The organism is Agromyces luteolus (assembly GCF_009729855.1).
Taxonomy (GTDB): domain Bacteria; phylum Actinomycetota; class Actinomycetes; order Actinomycetales; family Microbacteriaceae; genus Agromyces; species Agromyces luteolus.
The window spans coordinates 90,256-106,468 of sequence record NZ_WODA01000008.1 but is presented as its reverse complement, the minus strand read 5'-3'; the positions used below and the strand labels follow the sequence as shown (position 1 = coordinate 106,468).

Annotated in this window: 16 protein-coding genes; 4 read left to right on the top strand and 12 right to left on the bottom strand. The window is 72.4% G+C overall.

Annotated features, from left to right (window positions below; translation table 11 throughout):
• Positions 1 to 98: 98 nt before the first annotated feature.
• Genes cydC through GLX25_RS06365 form a run of 4 tightly spaced genes read right to left on the bottom strand, consistent with a single transcriptional unit; the run spans position 99 to position 5,911 of the window.
• Positions 99 to 1,838 (bottom strand): thiol reductant ABC exporter subunit CydC, encoded by a 1,740-nt coding sequence (gene cydC, locus GLX25_RS06380; protein WP_166548526.1) that lies wholly within the window; start codon positions 1,836 to 1,838, stop codon positions 99 to 101.
• Positions 1,831 to 3,477 (bottom strand): thiol reductant ABC exporter subunit CydD, encoded by a 1,647-nt coding sequence (cydD, locus tag GLX25_RS06375; RefSeq protein ID WP_166548525.1) that lies wholly within the window; start codon positions 3,475 to 3,477, stop codon positions 1,831 to 1,833. The genes cydC and cydD overlap by 8 nt, the downstream gene beginning before the upstream one ends.
• A gap of 1 nt (position 3,478) precedes the next feature.
• Complete coding sequence (gene cydB / locus GLX25_RS06370) at positions 3,479 to 4,486, bottom strand: cytochrome d ubiquinol oxidase subunit II (protein WP_155841458.1); 1,008 nt, start codon at positions 4,484 to 4,486, stop codon at positions 3,479 to 3,481.
• A 12-nt stretch (positions 4,487 to 4,498) separates the two neighbouring features.
• Complete coding sequence (locus GLX25_RS06365) at positions 4,499 to 5,911, bottom strand: cytochrome ubiquinol oxidase subunit I (RefSeq protein WP_166548524.1); 1,413 nt, start codon at positions 5,909 to 5,911, stop codon at positions 4,499 to 4,501.
• A gap of 111 nt (positions 5,912 to 6,022) precedes the next feature.
• On the opposite strand from GLX25_RS06365, the gene GLX25_RS06360 reads away from it, so the two are divergent.
• From GLX25_RS06360 to GLX25_RS06350, 3 genes are read left to right on the top strand one after another with little or no spacing between them, the layout of a single operon-like run.
• Positions 6,023 to 6,394: a BlaI/MecI/CopY family transcriptional regulator gene (locus tag GLX25_RS06360; RefSeq protein WP_155841457.1), complete on the top strand. Its 372-nt coding sequence runs from the start codon at positions 6,023 to 6,025 to the stop codon at positions 6,392 to 6,394.
• A 1-nt stretch (position 6,395) separates the two neighbouring features.
• Complete coding sequence (locus GLX25_RS06355; protein ID WP_155841456.1) at positions 6,396 to 7,328, top strand: M56 family metallopeptidase; 933 nt, start codon at positions 6,396 to 6,398, stop codon at positions 7,326 to 7,328.
• A 35-nt stretch (positions 7,329 to 7,363) separates the two neighbouring features.
• Positions 7,364 to 8,113, top strand: a complete 750-nt coding sequence (locus GLX25_RS06350; protein ID WP_166548523.1) for a DedA family protein — start codon at positions 7,364 to 7,366, stop codon at positions 8,111 to 8,113.
• Here GLX25_RS06350 and GLX25_RS06345 read toward each other — a convergent pair.
• From GLX25_RS06345 to GLX25_RS06325, 5 genes are all read right to left on the bottom strand, one after another.
• Positions 8,110 to 9,036 (bottom strand): ABC transporter substrate-binding protein, encoded by a 927-nt coding sequence (locus tag GLX25_RS06345; protein WP_155841455.1) that lies wholly within the window; start codon positions 9,034 to 9,036, stop codon positions 8,110 to 8,112. The genes GLX25_RS06350 and GLX25_RS06345 overlap by 4 nt on opposite strands.
• Positions 9,033 to 9,776, bottom strand: coding sequence for an ABC transporter permease (locus tag GLX25_RS06340; protein ID WP_166548522.1), 744 nt, complete (start codon positions 9,774 to 9,776; stop codon positions 9,033 to 9,035). The genes GLX25_RS06345 and GLX25_RS06340 overlap by 4 nt, the downstream gene beginning before the upstream one ends.
• Complete coding sequence (locus GLX25_RS06335; protein ID WP_166548521.1) at positions 9,773 to 10,459, bottom strand: ABC transporter permease; 687 nt, start codon at positions 10,457 to 10,459, stop codon at positions 9,773 to 9,775. Before GLX25_RS06335 ends, GLX25_RS06340 begins: the two co-directional genes overlap by 4 nt.
• A complete protein-coding gene (locus GLX25_RS06330) occupies positions 10,456 to 11,268 on the bottom strand; it encodes an ABC transporter ATP-binding protein (protein ID WP_155841454.1) in 813 nt (270 codons plus the stop codon). The genes GLX25_RS06335 and GLX25_RS06330 overlap by 4 nt, the downstream gene beginning before the upstream one ends.
• Before the next feature lie 104 nt (positions 11,269 to 11,372).
• A complete protein-coding gene (locus GLX25_RS06325) occupies positions 11,373 to 12,032 on the bottom strand; it encodes a TetR/AcrR family transcriptional regulator (protein ID WP_166548520.1) in 660 nt (219 codons plus the stop codon).
• A gap of 108 nt (positions 12,033 to 12,140) precedes the next feature.
• On the opposite strand from GLX25_RS06325, the gene GLX25_RS06320 reads away from it, so the two are divergent.
• Entirely contained in the window at positions 12,141 to 13,199 is a 1,059-nt protein-coding gene (locus GLX25_RS06320) for an App1 family protein (protein ID WP_155841453.1), read from the top strand.
• A gap of 59 nt (positions 13,200 to 13,258) precedes the next feature.
• Here GLX25_RS06320 and GLX25_RS06315 read toward each other — a convergent pair whose 3' ends face one another.
• The 3 genes from GLX25_RS06315 to hisD are packed head-to-tail and all read right to left on the bottom strand — an operon-like array spanning position 13,259 to position 16,173.
• On the bottom strand, positions 13,259 to 14,314 hold the full coding sequence (locus GLX25_RS06315; protein ID WP_155841452.1) for a quinone-dependent dihydroorotate dehydrogenase: 1,056 nt from the start codon (positions 14,312 to 14,314) through the stop codon (positions 13,259 to 13,261).
• A gap of 47 nt (positions 14,315 to 14,361) precedes the next feature.
• Positions 14,362 to 14,835, bottom strand: a complete 474-nt coding sequence (gene nrdR, locus GLX25_RS06310; protein WP_129233566.1) for a transcriptional regulator NrdR — start codon at positions 14,833 to 14,835, stop codon at positions 14,362 to 14,364.
• Between the two features lie 24 nt (positions 14,836 to 14,859).
• Entirely contained in the window at positions 14,860 to 16,173 is a 1,314-nt protein-coding gene (hisD, locus tag GLX25_RS06305; RefSeq protein ID WP_155841451.1) for a histidinol dehydrogenase, read from the bottom strand.
• Positions 16,174 to 16,213 lie beyond the last annotated feature (40 nt).

Genomic DNA, 16,213 nt, shown 5'->3' with positions numbered 1-16,213 from the left:
CACGCGCAACCTAGCGCAGCCCCGCCCTGCTCGGGAAGGGCGGGCGACCGCACACGCATGCATCGTGCGCGATGCGCCCGGATCGTGCGCCGATCGGCTCATGGGAGGTCGGGCCGACGACGAGCCGCGTTCCCCGCGAGCTCGATCGTCCGGTCCACGAGCCCGGCGGGCGCACCCGTGTGCGAGATGAGCAGCACGGTCCGCTCACGACCCGCCGCCGCGAGCAGGTCGCGCAGCAGCGCGTCCGCCTGTGCCGGGTCGACGCTCGCGGTGGGCTCGTCGAGCACGAGCACGGGGAAGTCGGCGAGCATGGCCCGCGCGAGCGCGATGCGCTGCGCCTGCCCGCCCGAGACCAGCTCGCCGCGCTCGCCCACCCGGGAGTCCAGCCCCCCTCGGGCCGCCACCCACTCCGCGAGGCCGACTCGGTCGAGCACGTCGAGCAGCTCCGCGTCGGTCGCGGTGTCGCGCGCGAAGACCAGGTTCTGACGGAGGTCCTCGTCGAAGAGCCAGGGCCGCTGCTCGACGAGGCCGACCACGCGCCGCACCTCGCGCGGATCGTGCTCGCGCGCCTCGACGCCGTCGAGCCGGTACGACCCGCCGTACTCGAGGAACCGGACGAGCACGTGCGCCAACGTGGTCTTGCCCGCGCCCGATGGCCCCGTGACGAGCACCCGCTCGCCCGGCGCGAGGTCGAGGTCGAGCGGCGCGAGCGAGGGCAGGGCGGATGCCTCGGCGCCATCCGTCGGGTCGTCGACCGCGACGGCCGGCCACCGCGCACTCGCACCGCGGAGCTCGATCGTGGGAACCCGTCGCATGGCGGGCACGCGTGGCTCCGACGCGTCCCGGTCGGCGGCGGTCGGCCGTGCCGGGATCTCCGGCGGCACCGAATCCGGCACCGCGTCGGCGACCCGCCGGGCGCTCGCACGAACCACGCGCAACGACCCGAGCGCGACCGGGATCGCCGCGGCGACCTCGGCGATCGCGAGCGGAACCAGGCAGAGCACCGCGAAGGTGGGCCCGTCGATCCGCCCGCCATCGAGGAGCGGCTGCGCGGCGCCGAGGCTCGCGGCGGCCGCGAACGCCCCGACCGCGCTCATCGCGGCCGCGGCGAGCCCCACCGCGGACGCCCGGGCGCGCGTCGCCCGCTCGAGGTCTCGACCGAGGCGCCGGATCCGGTCGCGCCCCGCGGCGGCCGCGTCGAACGCCACGAGCACGTCGAGCGCCTGCACGTGCTCGACGATCGCGGCCTGCAGCTCGCCGCGGAGCGGCGCCAGGCGGTCGTCCGCGCGGGCGGCGAGCAGCACCTGGGCGAGCACCGCTCCCCCGATGCCGAGCACGAGCACGACGGCGACGGCCACCGCGGCGCCGGGAGCGAGCCAGGCGAGCCCCGCGAACGCCGCGGCCAGGACGATCGCGGCACTCGCGACGGGCTGCACGATCCGCAGGCTCACGTTCTGCAGTTCGTCGACGTCGCCCACGAAGCGCGACAGCAGGTCGCCGCGCCGCGACGAGGCCAGGCCGTCGGGCGCGAGCGGGAGCATCCGCTCGAACACGCCGACCCGGATCTCGGCGAGCTGCCGGAACGCGGCATCGTGACCGGCGAGCCGCTCGAGGTAGCGGAACACGGCGCGCCCGATCGCGAACGCGCGGACCCCCACGACGCCGAGCGAGAGGAAGAGGATCGGCGGCTGCTCCGCCGCGCGTGCGATGAGCCACGCGCTCGAGGCCAGCAGCGCGACGCTCGACAGCCCGGCGAGCACCCCGAGCAGCACCGACGGCAGCAGTCGGCGCACCGGCGGGACGGCCTGCCGGAGGACGGAACGCGAACGGTCAGGCACGGACGGCCTCCCGGAGCCGCACGACGCGGTCGGCCGCGTCGCCCAGCCCGCCTCGGTGGGTCGTGACGAGCACGATCCGGCCCGACCGGGCGAGGTCCCGGAGCGCCACGGCCATCGTGCGTTCCCGCTCGGGATCGAGCGCCGACGTGGGCTCGTCGAGGAGGACGAGCGGGGCGTCGGTCGCGAGCGCACGATGGACGGCCCGCGCGACGGCGACCCGCTGCGCCTGCCCGCCAGAGAGCCCCGCTCCCGACGGGCCGAGGCGCGTCGACGCATCGAGGTCCACGCCGCCGACGGCGACCGCCCGGGCGAGCAGGTCGGGGTCGGCGTCCTCGGAACCGAGACGGATGTTCTCCGCGATCGTGCCCTCGACGAGTTGCGGAGCCTGTCCCGCCCAGGCGACCAGCCGTCGCGTCCCGGCGCCGAGCGCGACGCCGTCGAGCTCGAGCTCGCCGGTGCGGTCGGCGAACCCGAGCATCGCGGCGAGCACCGAGGACTTCCCCGAGCCGCTCGCGCCGACGAGGGCGACGAACTCGCCGCGGGCGGCGTCGAGCTCGAGCGGCGCGCAGACGGGCGTCCCGTCCCGCACGACGACGAGGTCGCGGACGCGCAGGCCCTCCCCTGCGTCCGCTGCGCCCCGGTCGGCGTCGACGGATGCCGCGGCATCCGTTCGGAGCCCCGATGCGCTCGTCGGCCGGTCCTCGAGCAGGTCGAGCGCGTCCCTCGAGGCTTCGAGCCCCGCCGTCGCGGAGTGGAATGCGGCGCCGACGTTCCGGATCGGGAGGAAGACGTCGGGCGCGAGGATCAGCACGAAGAGGCCGGGTGCGAACGCCATGTCGCCGGCGACCAGCCGCAGCCCGATCGAGACCGCGACGAGCGCGACCGAGAGGCTCCCGGCGAGCTCGAGCGTGAAGCCCGAGAGGAAGGTCACCCGCAGCACCTTCATCGTGCTCGACCGGTACTCGTCGGTCACCGTCCGGATGCGGCGCGACTGCCGTTCCGCCCTGCCGAACACCATGAGCGTCGACAGCCCGCCGAGCACCTCGAGGAACCCGCGGGAGAGCGCCTGCAGGCGGTCCCACTGGCGTCGCTGGACGACCTCGGTCGCCAGCCCGATGAGCGCCATGAAGACGGGGATGAGCGGCAGCACGATGACGAGGATGAGGCCGGAGACCCAGTCCGCGGTCCAGACGGCCACGACGAGCACCGGCGTCGCGATCGCGGTCAGCACGAGCTGCGGGAGGTAGCGACCGAAGTACTCGTCGAGCGCGTCGAGGCCCGGACCCAGCAACGTCGCGGCGCGCGCCGTCGTGACGCCGCGCCGCCCGGTCCGGTCCTCGAGCCGCGTCAGCAGCGCGTCGCGCAGCTCCGCCTTGACGCGCATCGCCCCGGCCGAGCCGAGCCACTCCCACAACCAGCCCGAGAGTGCTCGAACGGATGCCGCGGCCAGCAGCACGAGCACGATCGTGCTCGCGCCGACCGGCGGTTCGCCCGCGATGAGGCCGACGACGAGGGTCGACAGCGCCCACGCGAACGCGACCGTCGCGCCCGCCTGGAGCAGCGCGAGCGCGCCGCCCGCGGCCATGAAGCCGCGCGCGGCGCGCGAGCGCCGGAGCAGCCTGGGATCGAGCGGCCGCACGTCAGTGCACGGCGGCGGGGTCGATCGTCTGCCGGGTCACGCGCTTGCGGAAGACCCAGTAGGTCCAGCCCTGGTAGGCGAGGATGAGCGGCAGGAAGATGAGCGCCGTCCAGCTCATCACCGTGAGCGTGTACGGCGTGCTCGACGCGTTCGCGATGGTCAGGCTGTTCGCGGGGTCGTTCGACGCGGGCATCACGTCGGGGAACAGCGCGGCGAAGAGCGCGAACACTGCGGCGCCGATCGTCACGGCCATGAGCGTGAACGCGACCCGCTCCGCACCGCGGCCGTTGGCGAGCCACGAGCCGATGAGCGCCAGCGCCGCGACGGCCGCGAGCCCCCAGAACCAGGCCGTGCCGTGCGCGAAGCCGGTCCACACCAGGAAGGATGCCGCGACCACGATCGTGATGACGCCGGCCCGCGTCGCGAGGCGCCGGGCGCGCTGCCGGATGTCGCCGTCCGTCTTGAGCGCGACGAAGACCACGCCGTGCGTGAAGAACAGCAGCAGCGTCGTGAGCCCGCCGAGCAGCGCGTACGGGTTCAGCAGGTCGAACAGCGTGCCCGTGTAGTTGTGCTCGGCGTCGAGCGGCACGCCCTGCACGATGTTCGCGAACGCGACGCCCCAGAGGAGCGCCGGCACGGCCGAGCCGACGATGATCATCCAGTCGAAGCGACGCTTCCAGGCGTCCTCCGGGCGCTGGTGGCGGTACTCGAACGAGACGCCGCGCGCGATGAGCGCCAGCAGGATGAGCAGCAGCGCGAGGTAGAACCCCGAGAAGAGCGTCGCGTACCACTCCGGGAACGCCGCGAACAGGGCCGCGCCGGCGACGATCACCCACGTCTCGTTGAGGTCCCACACGGGGCCGATGGTGTTGATCAGGACCCGGCGATCGGTGTCGTCCTTCCCGAGGAAGGGCAGCGACATCCCCACGCCGAAGTCGAACCCATCAAGGACGAAGTAGCCGACGAAGAGGAACGCGACGATCCAGAACCAGAGCACTGCGAGATCCATGTCCGTGTCCTCCTAGTAGACCGTTGCGGTGTGTTCGACCTTGCCCGTCTCCGGGTCGGGCGGGGCGATCTCGGGCGGTCCCTTCCGCACCGCCCGGACGATGAGCTTCACCTCGACGACGGCGAGGATGCCGTAGATCAGCGTGAAGGCGACGAGCGAGATCAGCACCTCGAGCCCCGTGACGTTCGGCGAGACCGCCGACTCGGTCGGCAGCAGGCTGAAGACGATCCACGGCTGCCGGCCCATCTCGGTGAACACCCAGCCGACGATCATCGCGGCCAGCGACAGCGGGAAGCTCCAGACGGCGACGGTCCAGATCCAGCGCTGCGTCGGCATCCGGTCCTTGCGGGTGAGCCAGAGCCCGACGAGCGCGATCAGCACGTGCAGCATGCCGAGGCCGATCATCCACCGGAACGCCCAGTAGGTGACCCAGATGATCGGCGCGTAGTCCCCGGGGCCGTACAGCTCGGCGTACTGCGCCTGCAGGTCGTTGATGCCCTCGACGCAACCGTCGAGCGAGTGCGTCGACAGCAGCGACAGCAGGTACGGCACGCGGATGGAGAAGAGCTCGGTGGTGCCGTCGGGCGTTCCGAGCGTGAACAGCGAGAACGAGGCATCCGCCCCGCAGACCGTGTCGTAGGTCGCCTCGGCGGCGGCCATCTTCATGGGCTGCGTCGCGACCATCGCGAGGCTCAGCTGGTCGCCGAAGAACGTGGTGAGCGCACCCGAGATGAGCAGGCCCCACAGGCCGAACTTGAGGGCCGGCCGCATGGTGTCGAGGTGCTGGTTGCGCGCGAGGTGCCACGCGGCGGCGCTGATGATGAGACCGGAGCTCACCATGAAGCAGGCCGCGATCGTGTGCGGGAACGCCGCGAGGGCGACGGGGTTGGTCAGGAGCGCCCAGATGTCGACGAGTTCGGCGCGACCGCGCTCGGCGTTCATCTCGTAGCCGACCGGGTTCTGCATGAATGCGTTCGCGGCGATGATGAAGTAGGCCGAGAGGATGGTGCCGATCGCCGTCGCCCAGATCGTGGCGAGGTGCAGCTTCTGCGGCAGCCGGTTCCAGCCGAAGATCCAGAGGCCGATGAACGTGGCCTCGAGGAAGAACGCGAGCAGGCCCTCGAGGGCCAGCGGGGCGCCGAACACGTCGCCGACGAAGCGCGAGTACTCCGACCAGTTCATGCCGAACTGGAACTCCTGGACGATGCCCGTCACGACGCCCATCGCGAAGTTGATGAGGAAGATCGTGCCGAAGAACCGCGTGATCCGCAGGTACTCGACCTTGCCGGTGCGCACCCAGGCGGTCTGGAAGATCGCCGCGGACGTCGCGAGACCGATGGTGATCGGGACGAAGAGGAAGTGGTACACCGTGGTGAGACCGAACTGCCACCTGGCGAGCAGGAGCGGATCGAGCAACTCGTTCACGCGGGGGCCCCTTTCATGGGAACGATCGTCGACGCGATTCTTCTACAGAGCGTAGAGCATGTTTTCTACACGACGTAGAACCGTTGGGCTCTTGCGCGGTATCCTCGTCGTATGGCAGGTCTCGGCGAGTTGGAGCGCTCCGTGATGGAGCAGCTCTGGATGACCGACTCCGCACTCACGGCGAACGAGGTCCGCGACCGGCTCGCCCTCGTGTCCGCGCCGGGGCGCGCGCCGGCGACGACCACGGTCCTCACCGTGCTCTCGCGCCTCGAGCGGAAGGGCTTCGTCGGGCGGAGCCGCGACACGCGGCCGCACCGCTACAGCGCGCTCCTCTCGCGCGCGGAGCACACCGCCGAGCTCATGCACGAGGTGCTCTCCTCCTCGTCCGACCGCGATGCCGCGCTCGCGCGATTCGTCGGAACCGTGAGCGACGGCGAGGCGAACACGCTGCGCCGCCTGCTCGACGACCTGGTGCGCCACTGACGTGATCGCCGCCTCCGTGGCGCTCGGCGCCCTCGCCCTCGCGCTCGCGTGGCCAGTCCCGGTCGCGCTGTCGCGGGCCGAGTGGCCGGCCCGCTCCCCCGCGACCGCGCTCGTGCTCTGGCAGGGCATCGCGCTCGGCGGCGGACTCGCGATGATCGGCGCCCTCCTGGCGCTCGGCGCATCGCCGGCGGGTTCGCTCACCGGCGCGGCGACCGCACTCCTGCCCGTCCTCGCCGCCGGCCCGATCCCCGACGGCTTCGGCGTCGTGCACCTGGCCGCCGTCACGCTCGCCGTCGGGCTGGCCGTCCACCTCGCCCTGAACCTCGGGACGACCGCGGTGCGCGCGGAGCGCGCCCGGCGGCGCCAGCACCGCCTGATCGACCTGCTCGCGAGTCCCGCGAGCGAACCGACCGGAGCGCGCGTGCTCTCGCACCCCGCGCCCGTCGCCTACTGCGTGCCCGGCCTCCGGACGGCGACCGTCGTCACGGACGGCCTCGTCGACCTCCTCGACGAAGACGAGCTCCGGGCGGTCGTCGGCCACGAGCGCGCGCACCTCGACCAGCTCCACCACCTCGTGCTGCTCGCGTTCCGGGCCTGGCACGCCGCGCTCCCCTGGTTCCCGATCGCGAACCGCGCCGAGCGATCGGTCGCGACCCTCACCGAGATGCTCGCCGACGACGCGCCCCGACGGCGGGTGGGCGTCGAACCGCTGCGCACGGCCCTGCTCAGGGTCGGGAGCTCGGGAGCGGCGGGGGCCTACGCCGACGCGCCGATCGACGCGGTCGACCCCGGCGAGCGCGTGCTCGAACGCCGGTTGGCGCGCCTCGACGCCGACCTGCGCCCGCTCGACGCTCGGGCGCGAAACGCGACCTGGCTGCTGGCGACGGCGATCGTCGCCGTCCCGGTGTGCGTGCTCGCCGCCATCGCATTCTGATCGACTTCCCTGCCGCAGCCCATAGGCTCGGAATCGTGAACGAGCTGCTCGACGGCATCCTCGCGACGGTGCAGGGCGTCGACCCCGTCGTCCGGACGCTGCTCGCCGGCCTCGGCATCATGCTCGAGACCTCCGTGCTCATCGGCCTCATCGTGCCCGGCGACACGATCGTCATCGTGGCCGCGACCGGCGTCGAGGGTCCGGTGGAGTTCGTCGCACTCGCGATCGCGGTCATCGTCGGCGCGCTCATCGGCGAGAGCATCGGCTTCGCCCTCGGGCGCTGGTTCGGTCCCCACATCCAGCACTCGCGTCTGGGGCGCCGCATCGGCGAGCACAACTGGCACCGGGCGCAGCGCTACCTCGCGCGGCGCGGCGGCCCCGCCGTCTTCATATCGCGGTTCCTGCCGGTCCTGCACTCGCTCGTCCCGCTCACCGTGGGCATGAGCGACATGACGTATCGGCGGTTCATGGCCTGGACCACGCCCGCCTGCGTCATCTGGTCGTTCGCCTACGTCGGGGTCGGGTCGGCGGCGGCGGGCGGCTACCGGGAGCTCAGCGACAACCTGCACTGGGCGGGCTACCTCTTCGTCGGCGTCATCATCCTGTTCCTCGTGCTGGCATGGCTCGGGAAGAAGGTCCTCCTGCGTCTCGAGGCGCGTCACATGACGGATGCCGCCGAGCCGGCCGCGCACCCCCCGGTTCCGCCGCACATCTCGCCGGCCGACACGGCGAAGGGGCCGGCGGCCGAAGCCGCCGACCCCTCGCGCGAGGACAGGATCCCCTAGAACAGGGACTGCTCCGCGAGCCAGTCGCTCGCGATCTGCTCCGCGGACTGCTGCTCGTTCACGCTCAGCGCGTTGAGGGCGACGAGCTCCTCGGCGGTGAGCGCCGCGCTCACCGTGTCGATGATGCCGGCGATATCGTCATCGACCTTCTCGCTCACGACCGGGACGACGTTCGATGCGAGGAAGAGCCCCTCGGGGTCTTCGAGCGTCACGAGGTCGTTCGCGGCGATGTTCGGGTCGGCGCTGAAGATGTTGACCATCTGCACCTGGTCGTCCACGAGGGCCTTGAGGGTCAGCGGACCGCCGCTGTCCTCGATCGGCGTGAACGCCACCTCGACGCCGTACACCGACTGCAACCCCTCGGGACCGTACGGCCGCGTCTCGAGCTCGGAGTTGCCGCCCAGCGTGATCGACGCGTCGACGTCGGCCAGGTCGGCGAGGCTCGTGACGCCGTACTCGTCGGAGAACGCCTGCGTCACGTTGTACGAGTCCTGGTCGGTCGCCGGGGACTGCTCGAGCACGCGCAGCCCGTCGGGCAGCGCGGTCGAGAGCTCCGCGTAGACGTCGTCGCTCGTCGTGGCCGTCGTGTCGGGCACGTAGTACTGGAGGAGGTTGCCCGTGTACTCGGGGAAGACGTCGATCGACCCCGACTCGATCTCGGGGATGTACACCTCGCGCTGGCCGATGCGGAACTGCCGGTCGACCGTGTAGCCGTTCTCCTCGAGCGCCTGGGCGTAGAGCTCGGCGATGATCTCGTTGGAGTAGTAGTCCTGCGAGCCGACGACGATGGTCTCGCCGGCGGCGTCGCCGCCATCCGATCCGCTGTCGAGCGGATCGCCCGATGCACACCCTGCCAGGGCCACTGTCGCCCCGACCGCGACCGCTGCGAGCGCAACGAGCCGGCCTTTTCCTGCTGTGATCATTCCTGGTTCCCTTCGGTGTTGGGTCGCCCCACGACCGCTCGCGACCGGGTCGGCCGCGAACGGAGCTCTGCGGTACGCGTCGCGCGGACGCCGGCGGGGACGACGACGCGCTGCGTGAGCGCGAAGCATCCGTCGATGACGAGGGCGAGGAGGATCACGAGGATCGACCCGCCCAGCATCTCGCCGTAGTCGCGGGTCTTGAGCCCCGCGAAGATGAAGCGGCCGAGGCCCTCGTCGGCGATGTACGCCGCGAGGGTCGCCGTCGCGATGATCTGGAGCGTCGCCGAGCGGATGCCGCCCACGACGATCGGCATCCCGAGCGGGAGCTCGACCTTGCCGACGACCTGCAGCTCTCGCATCCCCATCGCCCGGGCCGCGTCGATGGTGCGCCGGTCGACCGACTCGAAGCCCGCGTAGGCGCCCGCGAGGAGCGGCGGGATGGCGAGGATCACGAGCGCGATCACCGGCGCCGCGAGCCCGATCCCGATCCAGATGCCGAAGAGCGTCAGCACGCCGAGGGTCGGCAGCGCGCGGAGGCCGCCGGAGACCATGACGGCGGGCTCCCGCCCGCGCCCGGTGTGGCCGACGAGGGCTCCCAACGGCAGCGCGATGGCCGAGGCGATGACGAGCACGAGCGCCGAGACCCGGAGGTGCTCGGCGAGCCGCTGCGGGATGCTCCCGGGTCCGGTCCAGTTCGCCGGGTCGGCGAGCCAGGCGAAGGCGTCGAGGAAGAGGTTCACGCGGACTCCTCCCGGATGCGGCGGGCCGCCGCAGCGCGGCCGTTCCGCGAGCCGCGCCGCGTCCACGGCATGAGGAGGCGACCGAGCAGCACGCTGAGCGCGTCGAGCCCGAGCGCGAGCACGATCGTCGCCACGATCCCGGTGATGATCTCGACCTGGATGCCGCGCTGGAACCCGTCGGTGAAGAGGCTCCCGAGGCTCTGGACGCCGATCACCGCACCGACCGTCGCGAGGCTCACGGTGCTCACGATCACGACGCGCAGGCCCGAGAGGAGCACCGGTCCGGCCAGCGGCAGCTCGACGCCCCAGAACCGACCGGCCGACGAGTACCCCACCGCCGTCGCCGACTGCCGGATGTCGCGCTCCACCGAGTCGAACGCGTCGGCCGAGGTGCGCACGATGACGGCGATGCCGTAGAGCGTGAGCGCGATCACGAGGTTGACCGGGGAACGGAGGCTCAGTCCGGTGAAGGCCGGCAGGGCGATGAAGAGGGCGAGCGACGGGATGGCGTAGAGGAGGCCGCAGATCGACAGCAGGACGCCCCTCGACCACCGGTAGCGGTGGGCGAGCCAGCCGATCGGCACCGAGACCACGAAGCTCAGTATGATCGCGGGCACCGACAACGCGAGGTGGACGAGCATGAGCTCGCCGACGAGGTCGAGGTTCGACCAGAGCCAGTTCACGGGGCCAGGACTCCGGCCGCCCTGCCGTCCGCGTCCACGACCACCCGTCGCCCGTCGACCTCCGTGACGTGCAGCGCCCGCTTGCCGCGGTCGGCGCCGACGAAGTCCGCGACGAAGGCGTCGGCCGGATGCGCGAGGATCTCAGCCGGCGACGCGGCCTGCGAGATCAGCCCGCCTTGCTGCATGATGACGACCTGGTCGCCGAGGAGGAATGCCTCGTCGATGTCGTGGGTGACGAAGACGACGGTCTTGCCGAGCTCGCCCTGGAGCCGGAGCAGCTCCTGCTGCAGCTCCGCGCGGACGATCGGATCCACCGCGCCGAACGGCTCGTCCATCAGGAGGATGTTCGGGTCGACCGCGAGCCCGCGCGCCACGCCGACGCGCTGCTGCTGTCCCCCGGAGAGCTGCGCCGGGTACCTGTCGGCCAGCGATCGATCGAGCCCGACCGTGTCGAGCAGCTCGAGGGCGTGGGCGTGCGCCGCGCGCCTGGACTCGCCGCGCAGGAGCGGCACGGTCGCGACGTTGTCGATGACCTTCCGGTGCGGCAGGAGGCCCGAGTTCTGCATCACGTAGCCGATGCCGCGACGGAGCTTCACCGGATCGACGGTCGCGACGTCCGTGCCGTCGATGAGCACCTGCCCCGCGGTCGGATCGACCATCCGATTGATCATCCGGAGGAGCGTCGTCTTGCCCGAGCCGGAGGAGCCGACGAGGACCGTCGTCTTCCGAGGTGGGATGACGATGTCGACGTCGTGGACGGCGACCGTTCCGTCGGGGAACTGCTTGGCGACACCGCGGAACTCGATCATGCTGCCTCTCCGTCGGTCTCGGGCGCCGGGCGGCACCGCGTCCTCCAGCCAAACACCTCGGCGACGGCGTGGCAACGGGGTGCGCGGCCGTTCGCCGCGGATGCTCAGGCCGCGGGTGCGGCGGCGAGCTGGTCGGCCAGGTGGCGTCCGAGGTAGTCCCGGACCACGCGGTGCGCCTCGTCGAGGTACCGCGCATCGCCGACGGCGTCGCGGACGAACGCCCGATGGATGAGGGTCGCGCCGATCTCGAGCGCGATGCCGAGCCGCAGGCGGACCTCGGCGTCGTCGATCACGCCGAAGTCGTGCTCGAGCAGGCGTGCCACGCGGTGCGCGATCTCGGGCTCGCCGTCGAGCTCCGATGCCTCGCGCGGAGCCCCGTAGACCACGGCGAACCCCGGCTCGTCGCGGTACAGCTCGATGCAGACGTCGAGCGCGAGGTCGATGACCTCCCACCACGCGGCGAGCTCGGCCCCGTCGACCGCCTCGGCCAGCCGCTCGCGGAAGCGTCGGACGCTCCGCTCGCGCAGCGCGTGCAGGACGGCGACCCGGTCGGGGAAGTAGCGGTACACGGTGCCGATCGACGCGCCGGCGCGCTCGGCGACCATCTGCGTGGTCAGCCGTTCGAATCCGAGCTCGTCGACGATCTCGGCGGCGGCGTCCAGCAGCGCGTCGAGCCGCTGGGAGCTGCGACGCTGCGTGGGCTCGGTTCGCACCGAGCGCCTCCGCCCGTGATCGGCCCCCAGGATCAGGTCGATGTTCGGCACGGGTCCTCCTTGGTTCGCCGCACCACTCTACCCGTGTTCGAGGGGAAGTCCGCTTCCAGGGGGCGGCGGGTTTCGCATCGGCCGCACGGTCCATGAAAGACTGACGGGATGCCGGAGCGTTCCCCCGACCCGGCCGGTCCCCGGCGACGGCCGGCCCGGCACGGTGCCGCGCGCCTCGAGGACTGGTTCCACGACGTGCGCGAACGGTGGGCGCGGGGCCGCGGTCACGTCCCGACCGTCGTCCCGTACGCCGGCTACGGCTCGACCGAGTGGGTCCGCGTGTTCTGCCGCGTGCTGCTCTCGAAGCCGATCCGGGCCGACGAGACGTCGAAGCGCCGCCGGCAGCGCCGCGAGCAGGGCATCCGCGGCTGGCGGAGCTTCACGAGCGTCCCGGTCGGCGACGTGCCGGTCACGATCGAGGTGGGCGGCCAGCGCATCGAGGTGCTCGCCGACCGCGGCGGGGTCGTCGACACCCGGGTGCCGGCCCGGCTCGAGCCCGGATGGACGCACGCGGTGCTGAGCGTCCACGGCGCCGAACCGGTCGAGGCGCCGATCCGGATCGTCGGGCCCGACGTCGACTTCGGCATCATCTCCGACGTCGACGACACCGTGATGGTGACGGCGCTCCCCCGCCCGTTCGTCGCCGCATGGAACACGTTCGTCCTCGACGAGCACGCCCGGAGCCCCACCCCCGGGATGGCGGTCCTGTACGAGCGGCTCGCGCGGCGGCATCCGGGGTCGCCGGTCATCTACCTCTCGACGGGTGCCTGGAACGTCGCTCCGACGCTCACCCGTTTCCTTTCCCGCAACCTCTACCCGGCGGGTCCGCTGCTGCTCACCGACTGGGGCCCGACGCACGACCGCTGGTTCCGCAGCGGCCGGGAGCACAAGAGCGACAACCTCAGCCGCCTCGCCGAGGAGTTCCCGAACGTCCGGTGGCTCATGATCGGCGACGACGGGCAGCACGACGAGGAGCTCTACGCGGCCTTCGCGCGGGAGCATCCGGACAACGTCGCGGCGATCGCGATCCGCGAGCTCTCCCCGGGCGAGGCCGTCCTCGCGGGTGGTCGCACGAAGTCGGAGCAGCACGGCGCCGACGTGCCCTGGGTCTCGGCGAGCGACGGCGCGACGCTCGCCGACCGGCTCTCCGACATCGGGATGCTCTGAGGCGCCCGAAGCGCCCTCCCACCCGAGGTCGGCTCGCGGTCGGTCGACCGTGAGCCCGGTCAGGCGACGGATGCCGCGGCGAGCCGCTCGCGGCGGATCCGGTCGAGGCCGCGATTGATCTCGCGCGCCCACAGCGGCCCGCGGTAGATGAACGCCGAGTAGCCCTGCACGAGGGTCGCGCCCGCGTCGACCCGTTCCTGCACGTCCTCGGCGGTCTCCACCCCGCCGACCGATACCACGCAGAGTTCCGCCGGCACGTGCTCGCGGATGAGCTTCAGCACCGCCAGCGACCGCGCCGCGAGCGGCGCTCCGGAGAGTCCTCCCGCGCCGATGGCCTCGACCTCGGCGGCCGGGGTCACCAGGCCCGCGCGGGAGATCGTGGTGTTCGTCGCGATGATGCCGTCGAGGCCGAGCCTGACGACGAGCTCGCAGATCCGCACGACCTCCGCGTCGTCGAGATCGGGTGCGATCTTCACCAGGAGCGGCGTCCGACCGGCCGCCGCGCGGACGGCCTCGAGCAGCGGCGCGAGCGCGTCGAGCTCCTGCAGCCCGCGGAGGCCCGGCGTGTTCGGCGAGCTGACGTTCACGACGAGGTAGTCGGCGTGCGGCGCGAGCACCTTGGTGCTCCGCACGTAGTCCTCGGTCGCGCGCTCGACGGGCGTGACCCGGCTCTTGCCGATGTTCACGCCGAGCACCGGCCGGCGAGGCCGGCGCGAGAGACGCGAGACACGGCCGGCCGCGGCATCCGCCCCGCCGTTGTTGAAGCCCATGCGGTTGATGAGGGCGCGGTCGGCGATCAGGCGGAACAGCCGGGGCCGGTCGTTTCCCGGCTGGGGCAGCGCCGTGATCGTGCCGACCTCCACGTGGCCGAAGCCGAGGTTCCCGAGGCCCACGACCGCCAGCGCGTCCTTGTCGAAGCCGGCGGCGACGCCGAACGGCGAGGGGAAGCGCAGGCCGAGCGCCTCCACGGCCAGCTCGGGCGAGGGGCCGGTGGCACGCTCCACGAGCCGCCCGATCCCGAACGCGGGAAGGGCTCGGATCACGCGGAACGCGAGGTGGTGGGCGCGCTCGGGATCCATGCGCGAGAAGCCGAGGGAGAAGAGGAGTCGATACATGCCTGGATCAGGCTACCGGAGGGCCGTCGGGCGGCCCGACGCATCCGTCACTCGGCCGGCCGGGCCGGCAGCCGCCCGTGCTCCTCGCGCAGCGCCTCGATCGCCGACTCGAAGTCGTCGAGGGACTCGAACGCCTGGTACACGCTCGCGAAGCGCAGGTACGCGACCTCGTCGAGTTCGCGCAGCGGCGGCAGGATCGCCAGGCCGATGTCGTTCGCCTCGATCTGCGACGCCCCGGTCGACCGGATCGTCTCCTCGACCTTCTGCGCGAGCACCGCGAGGTCGGAATCGGTCACCGGTCGCCCCTGGCAGGCCTTCTTCACGCCGAGCACGACCTTCTCACGGCTGAACGGCTCGATCACGCCCGACCGCTTGATCACCGCGAGGCTCGCGGTCTCGGTCGTCGAGAACCGACGGCCGCATTCCGGGCACTGGCGTCGACGCCGGATCGAGAGTCCGTCGTCGCTCGTCCTCGAGTCGATGACGCGGGAATCGGGGTGGCGGCAGAAGGGGCAGTACATGGTGCTCCCAGCGTAGCGTCGGGTTCAGCGTCGCTCGCCGAAGCGGGCGGTGACGGCTTCGCCGTGGGCGGGGAGGTCCTCCTCCTCGGAGAGCGTCGCGATGACGGGCGCGACCTCGCGGAGCGCGCCCTCGTCGTAGCGGACCACCTGCTGCGGGCGCAGGAAGGTCGCCGCCGACAGCCCGGCGGCGTGACGCGACTGGCCGCCCGTGGGCAGGACGTGGTTCGAGCCCGCGGCGTAGTCGCCGAGGCTGACCGGCGAGTACGGGCCGATGAAGATGGCCCCGGCGTTCTCGATGCGGGCGAGGACGGCCTCGGCGTCGCGCACCTGGATCTCGAGGTGCTCGGCGCCGAACGCGTTCGCGAAGTCGGCCGCCTGCTCCAGGTCGTCGACCAGCACGACCGCCGACTGGGCGCCGTCGAGCGCGGCCCGGATCCGCTCGGAGTGACGGGTCTCCGTGGCGCGGATCACGAGCCGCTCGAGCACGCGTTCGGCGAGGGCGGCCGAGTCGGTGACGAGCACCGCCGCGGCGAGTTCGTCGTGCTCGGCCTGGCTCACGAGGTCGGATGCCACGAAGTCGGCGTCGGCCGAATCGTCGGCGATCACGAGGATGTCGGTCGGGCCGGCCTCGGCGTCGATCCCCGTGACGCCCTGCACCACGCGCTTCGCCGCCGCGACGAAGACGTTGCCCGGACCCGTGACGCGCTGCACGGGCTCGAGCCCGAGGTCCGGAACGCCGTAGGCGAAGGCCCCGATCGCGCCGGCGCCGCCCATCGCGTAGACCTCGTCGATGCCGAGGAGCGCCGCGACGCCGGTGATCGTCGGGTGGATGCGACCGCCGTGCGCCGCCTGCGCGGGCGAGGCGAGCGCGATCGAGCGCACGCCGGCGACCTGGGCCGGCACGACGTTCATCACGACGCTCGACGGATAGACGGCCTTGCCGCCCGGCACGTACAGCCCGACGCGACCGACCGGCTGCCACCGCTGCTCGACCACGGCGCCCGTCGCGAGGACCGTCCGTTCCGGCGCGGGCACCTGCGCCGCGCTCGCGGCCCTGACCCGCTCGATCGTGGACTCGACGGCGCGCCGCACGTCGGGTCGGAGCGCGGCACGCGCCGAGGCGAGCTCGCCGGCGGCGACCCGCACGGCCGCCGGTCGCACGCGATCGAATCGCTCCGCCTGGTCGAGCAGCGCGGCTCCGCCGCGCGCGCGCACGTCGTCGATGAGGGCTCGAGCTGGCTCGAGCGCTGCGGCGACGTCGGTCGCCGCCCTCGGGACGAGGGCGAGCAGCTCGGACAGGGTCGGACGGGTGCCGCGGAGGTCGATCGTGCGTAGCATGGCCCGCTCAGCCTAGCGAGCCGCACCGCGACCCGGCTGA

Excerpts from the sequence above, each read along its gene's own strand:
- cydB (WP_155841458.1), bottom strand. The coding sequence starts at position 4,486 with ATGGATCTCGCAGTGCTCTGGTTCTGGATCGTCGCGTTCCTCTTCGTC.
- GLX25_RS06360 (WP_155841457.1), top strand. The coding sequence starts at position 6,023 with ATGGCAGGTCTCGGCGAGTTGGAGCGCTCCGTGATGGAGCAGCTCTGG.
- GLX25_RS06345 (WP_155841455.1), bottom strand. The coding sequence starts at position 9,036 with ATGATCACAGCAGGAAAAGGCCGGCTCGTTGCGCTCGCAGCGGTCGCG.
- GLX25_RS06330 (WP_155841454.1), bottom strand. The coding sequence starts at position 11,268 with ATGATCGAGTTCCGCGGTGTCGCCAAGCAGTTCCCCGACGGAACGGTC.
- GLX25_RS06320 (WP_155841453.1), top strand. The coding sequence starts at position 12,141 with ATGCCGGAGCGTTCCCCCGACCCGGCCGGTCCCCGGCGACGGCCGGCC.
- GLX25_RS06315 (WP_155841452.1), bottom strand. The coding sequence starts at position 14,314 with ATGTATCGACTCCTCTTCTCCCTCGGCTTCTCGCGCATGGATCCCGAG.
- nrdR (WP_129233566.1), bottom strand. The coding sequence starts at position 14,835 with ATGTACTGCCCCTTCTGCCGCCACCCCGATTCCCGCGTCATCGACTCG.
- hisD (WP_155841451.1), bottom strand. The coding sequence starts at position 16,173 with ATGCTACGCACGATCGACCTCCGCGGCACCCGTCCGACCCTGTCCGAG.